This is a genomic window from Rhodococcus jostii NBRC 16295, assembly GCF_001894825.1.
GTDB lineage: Bacteria > Actinomycetota > Actinomycetes > Mycobacteriales > Mycobacteriaceae > Rhodococcus_F > Rhodococcus_F jostii.
This window is the reverse complement of sequence record NZ_BCWY01000017.1, coordinates 27,916-44,487: the sequence shown is the minus strand read 5'-3', so window position 1 is coordinate 44,487 and position 16,572 is coordinate 27,916. Positions and strand designations below refer to the sequence as shown.

Sequence of the window (16,572 nt, the reverse complement as noted above, 5' to 3'; positions counted from 1 at the left end):
GAACACATGACTGTCACCGCGGAACGTCACGACACCGCACTGCCCGAGGGCGCGGGAGTGTTCGAGCGCACCGATTTCCCCACCGCTGACGCACACGAGCAGGTGACGTTCTTCCAGGATCCCGGCACCGGCCTCAAGGCGATCGTCGCGATCCACGACACCACCCTCGGACCGGCCCTCGGCGGCACCCGCTTCTACCCCTACGCCGACGAGGCCGCCGCCCTCAAGGACGTGCTGCGGCTGTCCCGCGGGATGACCTACAAGTCCGCGATCGCCGGAGTCGACCTCGGCGGCGGCAAGGCCGTCATCATCGGCGACCCGGCCACCGGCAAGTCGGAGGCGCTGCTCGAGGCGTACGCCCGCTTCGTCCAGACACTCGGCGGCCGGTACATCACCGCCGGCGACGTGGGCACCAACTCGGACGACCTCGACGTGATGGGCCGCGCCACCGACTACGTCGTCGGACGCAACACGGCCGCCGGCGGGTCCGGCGACAGCGCCCCGATGACCGCGCTCGGCGTTTTCCAGGGCATGCGGGCCGCCGCCCAGGAGAAGTGGGGAACCCCCAGCCTCGCGGGACGCACCGTTGGCGTCGAGGGCACCGGCAAGGTCGGCTACCAGCTGATCGCGCTGCTGCTCGCCGACGGCGCATCGGTGATCGCCACCGACGTCAACGCTGCCGCCCTCGACCGCGTGGCCCGCGATTTCCCCGAGGTCAAGGTCGCGTCCAGCGTCATCGACCAGGAACTCGACGTCTACGCACCCTGCGCGATGGGCGCCACGCTCACCGACGAGTCCGTCGCCGCGATCACCGCCGACATCATCTGCGGGGCCGCGAACAACCAGCTCGCCCACCCCGCGGTCGAGCACGACCTCGGCGAACGCGGCATCACCTGGGTGCCCGACTACGTCGCCAACGGCGGCGGACTCATCCAGGTGGCCGGTGAACGACTCGGCACGTCCGCCGACGACGTCCGCGCACAGGTCGAGAAGATCTTCGCCACCGTCGTGCAGATCCTCGACGTCGCGAAGCGGGACGGCATCCTCGCCGGCGCCGCAGCCGACGCCGTCGCCGAGGCCCGCATCGCCGCAGCCAGGTAGGCGGCTCCGCCGCCCGTGAGTGGTTGACGAGTGCAGGGACTCGTTAACCACTCACGGGCGCGAAGCGCCTACGCCGTGAGGCGGCGGTGCAGCTCCCAGGCATTGCGCTCGACGCGGTTGGATTCGAGCATCCCGTCGGCGCGGACGTTCCACACCGCGGTACCCGTGAGGTGGATGGGTTGCCCCTCGGGTTCGGTGCCCATGAATCCGCGATTGCGGCCGGTCATTTCCCACAGCGACGCGACACGGGAGCCGTCCTCGTTCTGGAACGTTTCGACGGGGATGAACTCCAGATCCTCGACGGTCGACTGGAACTTCAGCACCCATTCCTTGAAGGCGTCCCGGCCGCGGATCGCCTCCCCGCCGGTGACGATGACGAAATCGTCGACGACGAGCTCGTCGATGGCGTGCGGGTCCTGGGGTGTCTGCCACACCCGGGCCCAGAAATTCTCGACTGCGTGAACTCCGTGTTGTACAGACATGGTTTCCTTGCCTCTCGCTAACTTGGAATTTCCAAGTTAGCATGAAAATGACGAGGTCGCGGCCCCGTTTTTCGTCAGTGTGCGGCGGGCGGTGCGGCTAACCCTGTGAATCGCCCGCCGGCGCCGGAGTTCCCTGCTGCACGTGCACGGTCGACGCAGGAACGCGCCGCCCGTCCTCGGTGACGAAGGCGAGGGACACGGCCTCGCCGGTGGTCTCGTCGGAGTACTCGGGGGAGGTGCTGCCCGGGCGCGGCAGGTGGTCGCGACCGAACTGGCCCAGGGCCCCGATCACGACATGCAACTGCTTGCCCTTCTCCGTCAGCACGTACTCCTGACGTTCCCGCGACCCTTCCTGGCGATAGGCGCGGCGTTCGAGGATCCCTTCGTCGACGAGCATCGCCAACCGGGCGGTGAGTACATCCGACGCCACACCGAGACTGCGGGTGAACTCCGAGAATCGACTGTGACCCCAGAAGGCGTCGCGGACGATCAGCAGCGTCCACTTGTCGCCCAGCAATTCGAGGGTGCGCGCGATGGAGCAGCGGGCGGGTGTGGCCGGCGACGGACTCATACGACGAGGATACTCAGCGGCTTCGCCGCCCGTGCGCGGCGAAAGAGTGCAGAGACTCGTTAACCACGCACGGGCGCGAAGCGCCTCATGCGCGCATCCCGGTGAAGACGGCGTCGAGGAACTCGTCCGCGATCTCCTCGGGAGTCTCGGCTCCGGTCGGTGTGATCCACAGGTAGCTGTAGTTGAACATGCCGAGCAGGCCCTTGACCATCAGCCGCGGGAGCGCGTGGAACCGGCCGTCGCGAATACCCTGCTCCAACGCGTTCCGCCAATGGGATTCGTAGCGCTCCCGTTCCGCGATGATCCGGTCACGACGTTCGTCCGTCAGAGCGTGGTACTCGCGGAAGAACACGGTCCACTCCGCGCGGTGGTCGGCGATGTTGCGCATGAGCGCCCGGGCGAGGCCCCGCAACCGTTTCTCCGGATCCGCCTCCGACAGCGCGAGTTCGTCGGCGACGGTATTCATCTGGGCGAGTTGGCGACTGCTGATCTCGTAGAGGATCGCCTCCTTGCTGCCGATGTAGTGGTACAGCGCGCCGCGGCCGAGGCCGGTGGCGTCGCCGATCTCGGCGACCCCGGTGCCGTGATACCCCGACTTCGCAAACAACTCGGCGGCCACTCGCAGGACTCGGTCCCGGTTGGCGTCGTACTTGTCGCTCATCGAACGGCCCCTCTTATCTCCTCGCGGTCGAAGATGTGAGTCTAGACGTCCCGCGGGTCACCGATCCCGGGCCAGCCCGCTGATCAGGGTGTCGAGGAAACCGTCGGCGATTTCTTCGGGTGTCCGCGCGCCGTCGGCCGTGAGCCAGAGGTAGCTGTAGTTGAACATGCCCAGCACACCCTTGATCATCAACGGTGGCAGCGGCGTGAACACCCCGTCCCGCACGCCCTGGTCGACAGCGTGCCGCCAATGGGATTCGTACCGTTCGCGGGCCGCGACGACCCGGGTCCGCCGACCACCGGTCAGGGCGTGGTACTCGCGGAAGAACACCGTCCACTCCGCGCGGTGCTCGGCGATGTTGCGTAGGAGGGCCCGCGCCAACCCGCGCAGCCGGCGTTCCGGATCCGGTTCCGTCAACGCGAGTTCGTCGGCCACGTCGTTCATCTGGGCGAGTTGCCGACTGCTGATCTCGTACAGGACCGACTCCTTGCTGCCGATGTAGTGGTACAGCGCACCACGGCCGAGGCCTACCGCGGTGCCGAGATCGGCGATCCCGGTCCCGTGGTAGCCCGACCGGGCGAACAACTCGGCGGAGACACGCAGGATCTCGGCGTGATTCAGGTCGTATTTGGTACTCATCGACGTGCTACCTGCTCTCCGCACCGGGATCAGCGACCGACGCGCAGGATCAGGGCCTGCCCCTGGCCGCCGCCCCCGCAGAGGGCCGCGGCGCCGACACCGCCGCCGCGCCGGCGTAGTTCGAGCGCGAGGTGGAGGACGATGCGCGCGCCCGACACCCCGATCGGATGACCGAGAGCGATCGCACCGCCGTTGACGTTGACCCGGTCGGCGTCGATGCCGAGGCGTTCGGACGCCACCAGGGTGACCGCCGCGAACGCCTCGTTGATCTCGACGAGATCGAGGTCGCGCGGTGCGATCCCCTCGCGTCGGCATGCGGCGAGGATCGCGTTCGACGGCTGCTCGTGCAGGCCGGAGTCGGGCCCGGCGACGACTGCCTGCGATCCGATCTCGGCCAGCCACGGCAGACCGAGCCGGACGGCGGTGGACTTCCGCGTGACCACCACCGCGCAGGCGCCGTCGGAAATCGGCGAGGAGTTGCCCGCCGTCAGCGATCCGCCGACGTCGAACGCCGGACGCAGCCCGGCGAGGTCCGCTACCGACGTATCGGCCCGGATACCCTCGTCGTGGCGGACATCGCTCGACTCGCCTCGCGTCGCGGGGCCGGGCACGGAAACGATCTCGTCGGCGAACAATCCGTCCTTGCGGGCGCGTGCCGCGGCGCGGTGCGAGCGTACGGCCCACTCGTCCTGGGCCTCCCGCGTGATCCCGTAGCCGGGGTTACGCGACTCGGTCAGCGCGCCCATCGACGACCCGGTGAAGGCGTTCTCGAGGCCGTCGAACGCGAGGTGGTCGATCAGGACCGCGTCACCGTACTTGTGTCCGCGGCGGCTGCCCTTCAGCAGGTGCGGGGCGTTGCTCATCGATTCCTGACCGCCCGCGACCACGACGTCCGCGTCGCCGCTGCCGATCATCCGGTGCGCCAGCACGATCGCATCGATTCCGGAGAGGCACATCCGGTTGATGTTCAGTGCCGGCGTCGTCATGGGGATGCCGGCGTCCGCTGCGGCGACCCGCGCCGGGAGCTGGCCACCGCCGGCCGTCAGGACCTGGCCCATCACGACCTGATCGACGAGGCGCGCGTCGACGTTCGCGGCGCGGAGCGCACCGCCGATCGCATGGCTTCCCAGGTCCTGCGCGCTGTGGTGGGACAGAGTTCCCAGAAACCGCCCGAACGGAGTGCGGGCGCCCGCGACGAGAACGGTGGGGTCGGTGGCCGTCACGGTTCTCCTCCGCCGGTGGCCCGCCGCTCGAAGGCGTCGGAGTAGGCGTACCCGTCGAGCAGTCGTCCCGCGGTGACCATGTACTGGATGGTGGGCGTTCCCTCCTCGAGCCAATTCAGCCGGGCATCGCGGTAGAGGCGTTCGATCGGATGTGTACGCGTGTAGCCGATTCCGCCGTGGATCAGCAGCGCGCGGTCGGTCACCCGGCCGACGGCCTCGAGTCCGAACAGCTTGCACATGCTCGCCTCGGCCGGGATCCGTTCGCCGGCATCCCATTTCCGTGCGGCATCGGCCAGGATCCCGCGCAGCGCGTAGACGTCGGTGGCCATCTCCGCGAGGTACCGCTGGATCGCCTGCCGCGTCCCGATCGGCTTGCCGAACGTGACGCGGCTCTTCGAGTGGGCGATCGACAGTTCGAGGGCACGCTCGGACGTGCCGAGGGAACTCGCCGCGATGAACACGCGGCTGATCTCCAGTGCTCGTTCGAGGTGCTCGTTCCCCTGGCCTTCGGCGCCGATGAGCGCGGCGGCGGGCACGCGGACAGCGTCGAGGGTGACGCGTCCGTGTTCGGTGCCCTTGCATCCCATCGTCTCGGGGAGCGCGGCGATCGAGAGGCCGGGGGTGTCGCGCGGTACGAGGAAGGCGGACACCTCGCGGTCGGTCGTCTTGGCGAACACGATGAAGTGAGACGCGATGTCCGAGTTGGTGATCAGCCACTTCTCGCCGGTGATCACGTAGTCGTCGCCATCGCGCACCGCGGTCGAGCCGAGGTCTGCGCCGGTGCCGAATCCGGGTTCCGTCAGTGCGAACGCCACCGAGTTCCGTCCCGTCGCGGTGCCCGGGAGGACGTCAGCCTTCTGCTGGTCGCTGCCGATCTCGGAGAGTGCGTGGGCGAAGGAGTTGTGCACGTGAACGATGACCCTGAGCCCACCCTGCACCTTGGCGAACTCGGCAATGATCGGCAGGTACTGCGCGATCGACAGTCCGCTGCCGCCGTACTCGCGGGGCACGAGCAGGCCGAACGCGCCGATCCGCCGGAGAACGGGCAGGACGATGTCGTAGGGAACCTGCTCCTCGTTCTCGATCCGCCGCTCGAGCGGATCGAGTTCGGACCAGATCGCCTCGAAGATGCGATCCCGGAGGGCGATGTAGTCCGCCTCGGGGAGGCCGGCGGTCTGGGGGAGTGTCGCGGTCATGGTGTGACTTCCTTGTCGTTGGTGAGTGGTGACGGGAGGCGGGGCGTCACAGCGCCCAGCCCCCGTCGACGGTGAGCACGGATCCCGTGCAGAAGGTGGCGTCTTCGCTGAGAAATACTGCAGCCTTGGCGATTTCGTCGGCGGTACCGAACCGGCCGAGGACGGTTGCCTCTTCGATGCGTCTGCGTGCGGAAGGTGATACCGCGTCGGTCATGTCGGTGGTGACGAAGCCGGGGGCGAGCACGTTGACCCGGATGCCGTCCCGCGCGACCTCCTTGGCGAGGGATCGGCCGAATCCGATCATCGCGGATTTCGCGCCCGCGTAGGCCGTGTCGCCCGCGTGGCCGATGACGCCGACGACGGACGACACCAGCACGATGCTCGGTGACCTGCCGTCGACGAGGTGGGGGAGCGCGGCTCGTGCGAGTGCGACGGTGCCGCGGAGATTCGTCTCGATGACGCTCCACCAGGCGTCCGGTTCGGTCTCGGCGAGCCGTCCGCCCGACCACTGGCCCGCATTGAGGATCAGCGAGTCGAGACGCCCCCAGTGGGAGACGACGCGTTCCACGGCCAGGGCTGCGGTGGATTCGTCGTGCAGGTCGAAGTGGACCGGCAACACCTGATCGGGGGCGCCGGCGGCCAACTTCTCGGCCTCGTCGTGCCCGGTGCGGTACGTGCATCCCACTCTGCAGCCGCGCTGGGTCAGGGCTGTGGTGACGGCGGCTCCGATGCCGCGTGAGCCGCCGGAGACCAGTGCGACGCGGTTGTCGTCGTGATCGTTCTCGTCCATGCCAGAAATGTACCGATCGATCCAATAATAGTCCAGGAAATGTCCATAACTCCATGTGAAACCGCCTTATGGTGCACTCGATCGCGAGATACAATAGTGGATCGATTGGTACAAGAAGTCTTGCCAAGGACCGGCGGCCGTGCTAAACCTGTGATCGTCGCCACACGGCGACAACGTGGACGCGAAGGCCGCACGACCACCTCCGACCGAGGTGCGACGACACGCGGGAGCCGCACCGCCCTACATCAGCAGTGATGGGAGATTCGACATGAGAGTTATCGACGACGTGGAGGCCACCCGGGTCAAACCCGGGAAGGTGGCCTTCGCTTCCTTCGTCGGCACCGCGATCGAGTGGTACGACTTCTTCATCTTCGGAACCGCGGCCGCGCTGGTGTTCGGGACGGCGTTCTTCCCGTCGCTCAGCCCGCTGTCGGGCACGCTCGCGGCGTTCGCGACCTTCGGCGTCGCCTTCGTGTCGCGCCCGGCGGGCGCGATCGTCTTCGGGCACTTCGGCGACCGGGTCGGCCGGAAGAAGATGCTGGTGTTCTCCCTGGTCCTGATGGGTTCTGCGACGGTCGCCATCGGGCTCATTCCCACCTACGGCGCGATCGGTGTCGCCGCGCCCGTGCTGCTCGTCGTCGCACGCCTGGCCCAGGGCTTCGCGGTCGGCGGTGAATGGGGCGGAGCGGTGCTGATGGCCGTCGAGCACGCCCCCCGCGAGAAGCGGGCGTTCTACGGCAGCTGGCCCCAGGCCGGCGTTCCCGCCGGACTCGTCCTCGCGACCCTCGCCTTCCTCCTGGTCGAGCGGCTGCCGGAGGAGCAGGTGCTGGCGTGGGGATGGCGACTTCCGTTCCTGGCCAGCGCGGGTCTCGTCGCCGTCGGCATGTACGTGCGCCTGAAGGTCGTCGAATCGCCGGAGTTCGAGAACGTCAAGCGGGACAGAAAGATTGCGGACTTCCCGATCCTCGCGGTGCTGCGGGGTGAGAAGCGCGCGCTCGGCGTCGGGATACTCACCCAGGCCGCCTCACTCGTGCCGTTCTACCTCGTCACCGTCTTCGTCTTGTCCTACGGGCCGAAGGAATTCGGCCTCTCGCGGCAGACGATCCTGCTGAGCCTGCTCGTCGCGTGTGTCCTCGACATCGTGTCCGTGCCGTACGCATCGATGGTCGCGGACAGGATCGGACCGCGGAAGATGCTGATCTTCGGGTCCCTCTACATGGCCGCGGTCGCGTACCCGTTCTTCTGGCTGCTCTCCACCGGGACCGCGGCCGGCCTGCTGCTGGCGATGATCCTGATCATCACGATCGGTCACGCGGTCACGTACTCCGCCGTGGCGGGATACGTCACCAGCCTGTTCCCGGCCGAGGTCCGGTACACGGGCGCATCCGTCGCCTATCAGTTCGGTGGCGTCGTCTTCAGCGCCCCCGCACCGTTCATCGCGGTGGCGGTGGCCGCGGAGACGGACGGTCAGTGGGCCCTGGCCGCGTACATCGCGGCGGCGTGTGCCGTCACCGTCCTCGTCCTGACCCTCGCGAAAACTGCAAAGGTGACCCACTGATGTCTCTCGACGGTGCACCCTCGTCCACCCTCACCGGCGCCTGGCACGAGATCGAATCCCTCCTGGACCGCGACCCCTTCGGCGGCGATTTCAACACCGCGCACGAAATCTGCACCCGCTACGCGTCGGACCCGAATCGGCTGGCGCTGACCGTCCGCCACGAGGACGGGTCGGCCGACCGCTGGACCTACCGCGAACTCGACCGGCTCGCAGCTAAGGCCGCGCGGGTGTTCGCCGACGCAGGACTGAAGCGCGGAGACCGCGTGGCGGGACTGCTGTCCCGGCAGGTCGAGAGCTGGATCACCGCACTGGCGGTGTGGCGGTCCGGGCTCGTGTACGTGCCGCTGTTCGGCGGATTCGCCCCGGACGCGATCGGTCTGCGCCTCGACGCGGCCGGCGTCCGCGCGGTCGTCGTCGACCACGCCTACCGGTCTGCGCTGGCGGAGGCGCAGTCGAGGTACGGACTCGATCCGGCCGTGTTCGTCGTCAGGCCCGACACGCCGGGCAGCGGTGACACGTCGTTCTGGTCCGCGATGGACGCCGTCGACGCCGACGGCCCACTCGCGACGACGGCCCTGGGGGACACCGCGACACTCCTGTTCACCAGTGGAACGTCCGGAACACCGAAGGCGTGCACCATGACCCACTCCGCGTTCGTCTCGGTCATGCCCTACGCGAGGAGCGTCCTCGGTCCTGCCCGCGACAGTGTCGTCTTCTCCACCTCGGATCCGGCGTGGGCGTTCGGGCTGCACAGCACCGGCGCGGCCGTCATGGCGCTGGGCGTGCCCCGGGTGATGTATTCCGGGAAGTTCGTCCCCGAGGCCTGGCATCGCGTCATCCGGGAGGAGAAGGCGACAATCCTGACAACGGCGCCGGCCGCGTTGCGGCGACTGACGGCCACGTTCGCGGAGAACGGAGTCCCCACGTCACTGCGCACCGTCGCCGCGGCCGGTGAACCGCTCACCGCCGCGGTGGCCGCCGCCTGGGCCGACACCGGCGCACCGGTGGTGCGCAACGGGTACGGACTGTCCGAGGTCGGCATGTTGCTGGGCGACACCCAGGGCACCGAAACCCTGGCCGGGCCGGGACTGATGTCCGCCACGATTCCGGGATTCGACACCTTCCTCGCCGACCGGGACGGCGAACCGGTGGACGCCGGCGAACCCGGCCTCGTCGCGGTCCGGCGGCCCCGGCACCAGATGTCCAGCGGCTACGAGAACGCCCCCGATCTGTGGGCCGCCCGCTGGCGCGGCGACGTGTTCCTCACCGAGGACCGGGCGATCCAGCACCCCGGCGGCGGGTGGCAGATCCTCGGCCGGGACGACGACATGATCATCGCGTCGGGGCACAACATCAGCCCCGTCGAGGTCGAAAACGCCTTGCTTCAACATCCGGCGGTCGCGGACGTCGCCGCCGTCGCGTACGAAGATCCGATTCGCGGCGGTGTCGTCCGCGCCGTCGTCGTCCGGGAACCCAGCCGCACGGACGACGAGGGAGCACTCACCGCGGAACTGAAACACCTCGTCGCGCAACGCGTCGGGCCGTACGCGGCACCCAGAGTCGTCGACTTTCGGCCCGACCTCCCGCGTACCGAGGTGGGCAAGTTGCGCCGAGCGGCGGTCCGCGACCTTCCGATCCACGCGGACAGGGGCCACTGAGTTGCGCGCAATGATGGTGACCGCACTCGACGGTCCCCGGGCGCTGACCGCGGTCGAGATCGACGACCCCGTCGCGGACGAAACCACCCTACTGGTCGACGTTCACGCGGTCGGGGTGTCGTTTCCGGATCTGCTTCTCACCCAGGACCGGTACCAGTACAAGCCGGACCTGCCCTTCGTCCTCGGCGGCGAGGTGGCCGGAATCGTGCGGTCGGCGCCCGACGGAAGCGGATTCTCACCGGGAGACCGTGTCGTCGGACTGACCGGTGTGGGCGGCGCGATGGCCGACGTGGTCGCGTTGTCCCCGGATTCCACGTTCCCTCTGCCCGACACCGTCTCGATGTCCGGGGGAGCGGCCCTGCTGTTCAACTACCTCACGGTGCACTTCGCGTTCGTCCACCGAGGCCGGCTCGAGAAGGGCGATTCGGTGCTCGTGCACGGCGCGGCCGGAGGCGTCGGCACCGCCGCACTCACCCTCGCCCCGAACCTCGGCGCGTCGCGGACCATCGCCGTCGTCAGCAGCGAGGAGAAGGCGGCCTACGTGCGGAGTCTCGGCGCGTCGGACGTCGTCTCCACCGACAACTGGCGCGACGAGGTCCACGCGATCACCGGCGGTCGTGGCGTGGACGTCGTGGTCGACCCGGTCGGGGGCGATCGCTTCACCGACAGCATCCGCTCCCTCGCCACCGGCGGCAGGGTTCTCGTCATGGGCTTCACCGGCAGGGACATCCCGTCCGTCAAGGTGAACCGGCTCCTCCTGAAGAACGCGTCCGTCGTGGGCGTCGCGTGGGGTTCGTGGTGGGCCGAGGATCCGGGACGGCTGTCGTCGCAGTGGAGCGAACTGGCGCCCCTCCTGGCATCGGGTGCACTCACGGTGCCCGAGCCGACGGTCTATCCCTTCGAGGCGGCCGCCGACGCACTGCTCGACCTCGAACACCGCCGCACCGTCGGGAAGAGTGTCCTCACCCTGCGGTGAGGCGGCTCCGCCGCCCGTGCGTGGTTGACGAGTCCCTGCACTCGTCAACCACTCACGGGCCGCAGGCCTATGGTTGTGCGATGGAAACCGAGTTCGTCCGCTGGACCGAGGACGGCATCGAGCATTCGGCGGTGTGGCGGTCCACCAGCGGCGCGACGCCCCCGAAGAAGGTCCGGGTGGCCGACGACTCGATGACCGCCGACGAGGCCTACCGCCTCGCGTGTGAGGGGACGGCGCTGCTGTGGCGCGGTGACTTCCACAACGCCCGCCAACTCGGTACCGCCGTCGCCGCCCGTGCCGACCGTAAGTCCCGCAAGACGTCGACCGATCCGGCGACGGCGTTCCACCTGCACAGGCAGACGCAGTCGCGGCGGGCGGGCATCCTCGGGATGCTGCTGGTGCCGTTCGACGCCGACCAGACCGTCCCGTTGCGCCGCGCCCCCGACGTGCGGCAGGCCGTGCTCGAGGCGTACGGACCGACGGATCAGCCCACCGTCAGCAGTCTGCGTGACCTGCTGGGGGCGATCGGCGCCCACGAGTGGCAGAAGAAGGGCGTCGAAATCCCCGCGCTCGGTGCGCGGATCCATCCCGGCTACGGCGTGTTCTCACCCATTCGCGGCGAATACGTGGACCTCGTCGCCGACACCCCGCTCCCGTCCCTGACCTCGGCGTTCGACATCGGCACCGGCACCGGGGTGCTGGCCGCCGTACTCGCCCACCGCGGTGTCGAGAAGGTGACCGCGACCGAACTCGACGCGAACGCACTCGCCTGCGCCCGGGCCAATCTGGACCGACTCGGATACGCCGACCGGGTGCGGGTGGTGGAAACAGATCTGTTCCCCGAGGGCAGGGCGCCGCTGGTCGTGTGCAACCCGCCGTGGATTCCCGCCCGGCCCACCTCACCGATCGAGTACGCGATCTACGACCCGGACAGCCGGATGCTCCGCGGATTCCTGGGCGGCCTGGCCGAGCACCTCGAGCCCGGGGGAGAGGGCTGGCTCATCCTGTCCGACATCGCCGAACACCTCGGCCTGCGGACCCGCGACGACCTGCTGGCCCTGATCGACGACGCCGGCCTGACCGTCCTCGGCCGACGGGACGTCTCGCCACGGCACGGCAAGGTCTCGGACCGCTCGGACGCGCTCCACGCCGCTCGTAAGCGGGAAGTGACGTCGCTGTGGCGGCTCGGTGCACAGGACGCGCCCACCGGGTAGCCCGGGGTGTGTCACTCGGCCGAACTCAAACCGACCATCGACCCCGACGTCATGTAGACCAGGCGGGTATCCGACGCCGCGACGACGGGCGTGCTGCCCCACGAGTCGTCGTCGATCACCGTCTGCAGCGGAAGTGACCACAGTTCCTCGCCGGACCGCGCGTTCTCGGCGCGCAGGGTGTCCGATTCCAGCACGACCACGGTGTCGCCCTCTGCGGCGATCACGGTGCCGTACGCGTCGGAGTCCCGGCGCCACAGCCGTTCCCCCGTCCTCAGGTCGACGGCGGCTCGGGTCCGGCCCTCGATGTCGCGCAGCAACGCGACGTCACCGACGACGGCAAACGCGGTGCCCTGCGTCGCGTTCGGACCGTACGACTCCGGCGTATTGACGTGCGGCGTCGACACGAGATCGGGGCTCGTCCACCGCAGTTCGCCCGTCGTACGGTCGTAGGCGCCGTCACCGAGCAACACCGGAACGGTGGTGTCGGTGGGGTGGTCGATGTCGAGGGTGTGCACGGCTTCCACGCCCGACGTCGCGATGACGCGACCGGTGCGATCGACGGCCTCCGAGCCGAGCACCCTGCTGAGACTGCAGTCGCTGCGGACACGGACGACCACCCCGCCCTCGGTGGCCCGAGCGGACTGCGTGCAGTCGGGCAGCGTGCGGGTGAACGTCGGACGTCCGGTTGCGAGATCGAACCCCGCCACCTCGCCGCCGAGTTCGAGCACTCCCTGACCGTGGTCGGTGCTCATGAGGTGGCCGAACGCGTCCTCCCACGCCGAACCGAGATCGAAACGCTGGGACCAGCGCGCATCGGGATCGGTGGGGACGCCGCTGTGCACCCGGATGTCGTCGGATTCCGGGTCGCCTTCCATGACGTACAGCCAGTCGTCGGCGACCGTCAGCGCGAGGATCGTCCAGTCGGTGGCAGTGCGGGTCACGGACCCGGTCTCGGTGTCGACGGCGAGGAGAACGGGCGCGCCCTCGAACGGGGTCGTGTAACAGACCAACCGGCCGGCGGCGAGAGCGCCGGCGCACCCGCCCAGCGACTCGACCGGCGTTGCCCACCGCACCGTCCCGGTGTCGGCGTCCACCCCGACCAGCCTGGTCTCGTCCAGCCCCGACGTCTCCTGGTTCACCAATCCGATCATGGTCACCAGCACGTCTCCGGCGTCGACGAAACCCGGCTCGCCCGAGTCGAATCCGCCGCCGGACCCGGGTTTGCGGAAGACCGCGAACTGTCGGTCGTACGTGGCGGCCGCATCCAGTGACCACTCCGCTCCCGGTGCGTTCGGGGACGCCTCCGGAGCGGCGGGACCCACCCAGCCGGTCAGCCCGGGGATGTTCACCTCGGGGTACGCCGGTTCGTGTGCGACCACGGTGGTGACCGCTCCGGCCACCGTCACGGCCGCCACGAGCGCTGCGGCCCACAGGTTTCGAGTGCTCTTGTCGAGGACCATGACGCCTACAGCTCCAGTCCGGGTGTCGTCGCCAGGGATTCGAGAAGCTCGAACGGCAGCGGGGTGGCCGGGGCGGTCGTCGTCGAGCTGACCGAAACCTGGGTGCCCGACGGCCGCGTCAGCGTGACGTAGCGGCCGGCCTCGGTGACGGACGGTGTTCCGGGCTCGGACCCCGTGGACGTGTACCCGTCCCGCCGCTCCAGCACCGAGCCGTCGGGCAGCCGGGTGGCCTTCGCGGCCTGCGGATCATAGGACGGGTCGTACTTGTCCGGCTCGGCGGGAATGGTGTAACCGCCCTCGATCGCGAAGCCCAGGGTGCCCTCGGATCCGGGAGTGACCACCTCGATGTCCTCGCACACCGAGTTGTCGCTGTACTCGGCCAGTTGCAGCGAGCCGAGCGGTTTCGACAGCGCGACGCTCTGCTCGCCCCAGGCGGCGTCGAGGACGGAATTCAACCGGTCGAGATCCTCGCGAGTCAGTGCCGGTCCGTCGTTCTCGGAGCCGATCCCGGACCCACACGACGTCGGGGGAGGCGGGGTGCCCGCGGGAACCGGTGTGCTCACCCGCAGTTCGGGCCGCAGCACGATGGCGGTGAGTTCCTCGGTCGACAGGGGGATCTGCCCGCTGTACTTCGTGCCCGGGTCGGACTCCGCGAAGTTCTCGTCGGTCGCGTTGGCATGGATCCAGGTGCCGTCCGGGAAGTAGCCGGCGACACTACGGGACAGCGTGCGGTTGCCGTCGTACTCGGTCCAGGTGTCGTCCGCATCCAGAACCGTGCCGTCGGGCAGAGTCGTCCGACGGTCGAGTTCCCCGGCCACACACGGCGGAATCGGCCGGTTCGCGTTGCTGACCGACAGCCACAGCGACCCGGGCGCCGAGTCGCGGAGCAGTGGTCCCCGGGCACTGGTGACGCCGCCGAAGTCGTCCTCGAAGTCCGGTGTCTCCGGCTGGTCGTACACCGGAATCGGCTCGAACAGCAGCGACTCGGTGGGGCTGACGAGGGGAATCGCCACTGCCTCCGGCAGAGCGTCGAGGACGGCGGCGGTCATGGCCGACGCCTTCAGTGCCGAGAACCACGGGAAGCGCGGGTTGTCGTAGCTCTGCTCTCCGAAGATCGAGATGCCGAAAGTTTCGCCCGCGGACGGTGGTTCCACAGCGTCGCAACCGGGAATGTCGACGGGGTACTCGACCGTCGGGGTGATGTACGACGGAAATCCGGGAGCGTCCTCGACCGTGGCCGTGCCGGACCCGGAGTCGAGCAGTCCCGCGACGATCACCCCGCACGCCATGATCGACACCACGACCAGACCTGTCGTCCAGTGGTCCTTGCGCCTGTCCGCCCCGTCCCGCATGTGCCCCCACCCGAATCGCAGGCGCCCACTCCGAACGAAGGAGCATCCGAAGTCCTATTCGCCGGAATCGTGACGAGCGTTACCGCCCGTGCGCGGTTGACGAGTCCAGAGACTCGCTAACCACGCACGGGCGCGGAGCGCCTACGGGCCCTGCGGATACGGAAGATGGCCGCTGCTGTCCTCGTTGACCAGGACGGCCCGGCCCAACCGGGGGAAGGCGCGCTGCGCGCACGCGGGCCGGTCGCACACCTTGCACCCAGCGCCGATCGGCACGACCGTGCTCGGGTCGTCCGTCTGGATACCGCGAGAATAGACCAGCCGATCGGCGTACCCGATGTCGCAGCCGAGGCCGATCGCGAAATTCCGCTCCGGAGCGAGGTAGCCGAGGCCACCGCTGTGGGTGGTGCGGGCCATCCACAGGTACGCGCGTCCGTCGGGCATCTTGGACACCTGCGTGAGGATGCGGCCGGGGTTCGCGAACGCCTCGTGGACCACCCACAGCGGACAGCTACCACCTACCCGCGAGAAGTGGAACGCGGTGGCGGACTGACGTTTCGAGATGTTCCCGGCGCGGTCGGTGCGGACGAAGAAGAACGGAACCCCGCGCTGCCCCGGCCGCTGCAGCGTCGACAGTCGGTGACAGATCGTCTCGAACCCCACCTCGAATTTCAGGCTCAGCAGGTCGATGTCGTAGCGCAGTGATTCGGCGGCACCCAGAAACAGTGTGTAGGGCAGGATCAGGGCGCCGGCGAAGTAGTGGGCCAACCCGATTCGCGCGAGCGCGGCGGATTCGGCGGTCAGCGACTCGTCCTCGGCGACAATCGCGTCGATCGTCTCCGACTGAGTGAAGAACGCCACCTGCATCGCGATCTGGAATGCGCGCTGACCGGCGGTGAGTCGACGGGCGAGCGTCAGTGTGCCTGCCTCGGCGTCGTACAGTCGCTTGGGGCCCAGCTGATCCGGTTCGTCGGTGCGGATGCGCACCGTCACCCCGTGCCGGTCGCGGAGGATGCGGGCCAGCTGCAGGTCGAGCGCGCCGATCGACAGTCCGTTGCCGGTGAACATCGCCTCGGCGGCGTCGTCGAGGCGGCCGATGTGGTTGCGCCGATCATAGAAGAAGTCCCGCACCTCCTCGTACGGCATCGGCACGTGCGCCGGATCCGGGGCCGCGTCCCCGGCGATCTGCGCCGAGAACTGGTCGAGTTGATCGGTGGTCGCCCGCAGCCGGCGGTGCAGCATCACGAGTGTGCGCCCAACGGACGGCATCCGGGCGACGAGTTCGTCGATCTCCGCCAACGAGACCTCGCCGGACTCCGACGTGTCCGCGAGCGCCTCGTGCACGTCCGCGACCAGGCGGGCATCGGTGTCGGAGGCGAAGAACTGGACGTCGAGGTCGAACACCTCGTTGAGCTTGAGCAGTACCGGCACCGTGAGCGGGCGCTGGTCGTTCTCGAGCTGATTGACGTAGCTCGGCGACAGCCCGAGAGTTTTGGCGAGGGCCAGCTGCGACAGTCGGCGTTCCTCCCGGAGCCGCCGCAGTCTGGGCCCCGCGTACATCTTCTTCATGCGTTCCGCTCCTCCCGCACCGCGCCCCCAGACAGTACCCAAACCGCATTCGCAGCATTCGCAGCATTCGCAGGATTGCCCGGTTCGATACGCACTAATAGGCCTTTGTGAGGCCTTTCTCGGCC

General features: G+C 68.8%; 15 protein-coding genes. 5 read left to right on the top strand and 10 right to left on the bottom strand.

What is annotated here, in order from left to right; translation table 11 throughout:
- Nucleotides 1-6: 6 nt before the first annotated feature.
- Complete coding sequence (locus RJ1_RS13720; protein ID WP_073360676.1) at nt 7-1,101, top strand: Glu/Leu/Phe/Val family dehydrogenase; 1,095 nt, start codon at nt 7-9, stop codon at nt 1,099-1,101.
- Between the two features lie 68 nt (nt 1,102-1,169).
- On the opposite strand, the gene RJ1_RS13715 is transcribed toward RJ1_RS13720, so the two are convergent.
- From RJ1_RS13715 to RJ1_RS13685, 7 genes are all read right to left on the bottom strand, one after another.
- Nucleotides 1,170-1,583, bottom strand: coding sequence for an ester cyclase (locus tag RJ1_RS13715; protein WP_073360674.1), 414 nt, complete (start codon nt 1,581-1,583; stop codon nt 1,170-1,172).
- Nucleotides 1,584-1,680: 97 nt separating this feature from the next.
- Nucleotides 1,681-2,154 (bottom strand): winged helix-turn-helix transcriptional regulator, encoded by a 474-nt coding sequence (locus tag RJ1_RS13710; protein WP_073360672.1) that lies wholly within the window; start codon nt 2,152-2,154, stop codon nt 1,681-1,683.
- An 85-nt stretch (nt 2,155-2,239) separates the two neighbouring features.
- On the bottom strand, nt 2,240-2,815 hold the full coding sequence (locus RJ1_RS13705; protein WP_073360671.1) for a TetR/AcrR family transcriptional regulator: 576 nt from the start codon (nt 2,813-2,815) through the stop codon (nt 2,240-2,242).
- 57 nt (nt 2,816-2,872) lie between these two features.
- Entirely contained in the window at nt 2,873-3,454 is a 582-nt protein-coding gene (locus tag RJ1_RS13700; protein WP_073360669.1) for a TetR/AcrR family transcriptional regulator, read from the bottom strand.
- Nucleotides 3,455-3,483: 29 nt separating this feature from the next.
- Nucleotides 3,484-4,677 carry an acetyl-CoA C-acyltransferase gene (locus RJ1_RS13695; protein ID WP_073360668.1) on the bottom strand — a complete coding sequence of 398 codons (1,194 nt, stop codon included), beginning with the start codon at nt 4,675-4,677 and terminating at the stop codon, nt 3,484-3,486.
- On the bottom strand, nt 4,674-5,873 hold the full coding sequence (locus RJ1_RS13690) for an acyl-CoA dehydrogenase family protein (RefSeq protein ID WP_073360666.1): 1,200 nt from the start codon (nt 5,871-5,873) through the stop codon (nt 4,674-4,676). The genes RJ1_RS13695 and RJ1_RS13690 overlap by 4 nt, the downstream gene beginning before the upstream one ends.
- A 46-nt stretch (nt 5,874-5,919) precedes the next feature.
- Complete coding sequence (locus RJ1_RS13685) at nt 5,920-6,663, bottom strand: SDR family NAD(P)-dependent oxidoreductase (RefSeq protein WP_073360662.1); 744 nt, start codon at nt 6,661-6,663, stop codon at nt 5,920-5,922.
- Nucleotides 6,664-6,931: 268 nt separating this feature from the next.
- On the opposite strand from RJ1_RS13685, the gene RJ1_RS13680 reads away from it, so the two are divergent.
- From RJ1_RS13680 to RJ1_RS13665, 4 genes are all read left to right on the top strand, one after another.
- Nucleotides 6,932-8,221 (top strand): MFS transporter, encoded by a 1,290-nt coding sequence (locus RJ1_RS13680; protein ID WP_073360660.1) that lies wholly within the window; start codon nt 6,932-6,934, stop codon nt 8,219-8,221.
- Nucleotides 8,221-9,879 carry an AMP-binding protein gene (locus RJ1_RS13675; RefSeq protein WP_073360659.1) on the top strand — a complete coding sequence of 553 codons (1,659 nt, stop codon included), beginning with the start codon at nt 8,221-8,223 and terminating at the stop codon, nt 9,877-9,879. The genes RJ1_RS13680 and RJ1_RS13675 overlap by 1 nt, the downstream gene beginning before the upstream one ends.
- Nucleotide 9,880: 1 nt before the next feature.
- Nucleotides 9,881-10,855, top strand: coding sequence for an NADPH:quinone oxidoreductase family protein (locus tag RJ1_RS13670; protein ID WP_073360657.1), 975 nt, complete (start codon nt 9,881-9,883; stop codon nt 10,853-10,855).
- 80 nt (nt 10,856-10,935) lie between these two features.
- Nucleotides 10,936-12,069 carry a methyltransferase gene (locus RJ1_RS13665; RefSeq protein WP_073360655.1) on the top strand — a complete coding sequence of 378 codons (1,134 nt, stop codon included), beginning with the start codon at nt 10,936-10,938 and terminating at the stop codon, nt 12,067-12,069.
- A gap of 11 nt (nt 12,070-12,080) precedes the next feature.
- Here RJ1_RS13665 and RJ1_RS13660 read toward each other — a convergent pair whose 3' ends face one another.
- The 3 genes from RJ1_RS13660 to RJ1_RS13650 form a co-directional block, all read right to left on the bottom strand.
- The gene (locus RJ1_RS13660; RefSeq protein WP_073360650.1) at nt 12,081-13,529 is read right to left on the bottom strand and encodes an outer membrane protein assembly factor BamB family protein; all 1,449 of its coding nucleotides are present in this window, start codon (nt 13,527-13,529) and stop codon (nt 12,081-12,083) included.
- Between the two features lie 5 nt (nt 13,530-13,534).
- Entirely contained in the window at nt 13,535-14,881 is a 1,347-nt protein-coding gene (locus RJ1_RS13655; protein ID WP_073360645.1) for a hypothetical protein, read from the bottom strand.
- A 141-nt stretch (nt 14,882-15,022) separates the two neighbouring features.
- Nucleotides 15,023-16,447 carry a short-chain fatty acyl-CoA regulator family protein gene (locus RJ1_RS13650; protein ID WP_073360640.1) on the bottom strand — a complete coding sequence of 475 codons (1,425 nt, stop codon included), beginning with the start codon at nt 16,445-16,447 and terminating at the stop codon, nt 15,023-15,025.
- Between the last annotated feature and the right edge of the window lie 125 nt (nt 16,448-16,572).

What these genes read in the sequence shown, in the direction of transcription:
- RJ1_RS13720 (WP_073360676.1), top strand. Translation starts at nt 7, where the DNA reads ATGACTGTCACCGCGGAACGTCACGACACCGCACTGCCCGAGGGCGCG.
- RJ1_RS13715 (WP_073360674.1), bottom strand. Translation starts at nt 1,583, where the DNA reads ATGTCTGTACAACACGGAGTTCACGCAGTCGAGAATTTCTGGGCCCGG.
- RJ1_RS13710 (WP_073360672.1), bottom strand. Translation starts at nt 2,154, where the DNA reads ATGAGTCCGTCGCCGGCCACACCCGCCCGCTGCTCCATCGCGCGCACC.
- RJ1_RS13705 (WP_073360671.1), bottom strand. Translation starts at nt 2,815, where the DNA reads ATGAGCGACAAGTACGACGCCAACCGGGACCGAGTCCTGCGAGTGGCC.
- RJ1_RS13700 (WP_073360669.1), bottom strand. Translation starts at nt 3,454, where the DNA reads ATGAGTACCAAATACGACCTGAATCACGCCGAGATCCTGCGTGTCTCC.
- RJ1_RS13690 (WP_073360666.1), bottom strand. Translation starts at nt 5,873, where the DNA reads ATGACCGCGACACTCCCCCAGACCGCCGGCCTCCCCGAGGCGGACTAC.
- RJ1_RS13685 (WP_073360662.1), bottom strand. Translation starts at nt 6,663, where the DNA reads ATGGACGAGAACGATCACGACGACAACCGCGTCGCACTGGTCTCCGGC.
- RJ1_RS13680 (WP_073360660.1), top strand. Translation starts at nt 6,932, where the DNA reads ATGAGAGTTATCGACGACGTGGAGGCCACCCGGGTCAAACCCGGGAAG.
- RJ1_RS13675 (WP_073360659.1), top strand. Translation starts at nt 8,221, where the DNA reads ATGTCTCTCGACGGTGCACCCTCGTCCACCCTCACCGGCGCCTGGCAC.
- RJ1_RS13665 (WP_073360655.1), top strand. Translation starts at nt 10,936, where the DNA reads ATGGAAACCGAGTTCGTCCGCTGGACCGAGGACGGCATCGAGCATTCG.
- RJ1_RS13660 (WP_073360650.1), bottom strand. Translation starts at nt 13,529, where the DNA reads ATGGTCCTCGACAAGAGCACTCGAAACCTGTGGGCCGCAGCGCTCGTG.
- RJ1_RS13655 (WP_073360645.1), bottom strand. Translation starts at nt 14,881, where the DNA reads ATGCGGGACGGGGCGGACAGGCGCAAGGACCACTGGACGACAGGTCTG.
- RJ1_RS13650 (WP_073360640.1), bottom strand. Translation starts at nt 16,447, where the DNA reads ATGAAGAAGATGTACGCGGGGCCCAGACTGCGGCGGCTCCGGGAGGAA.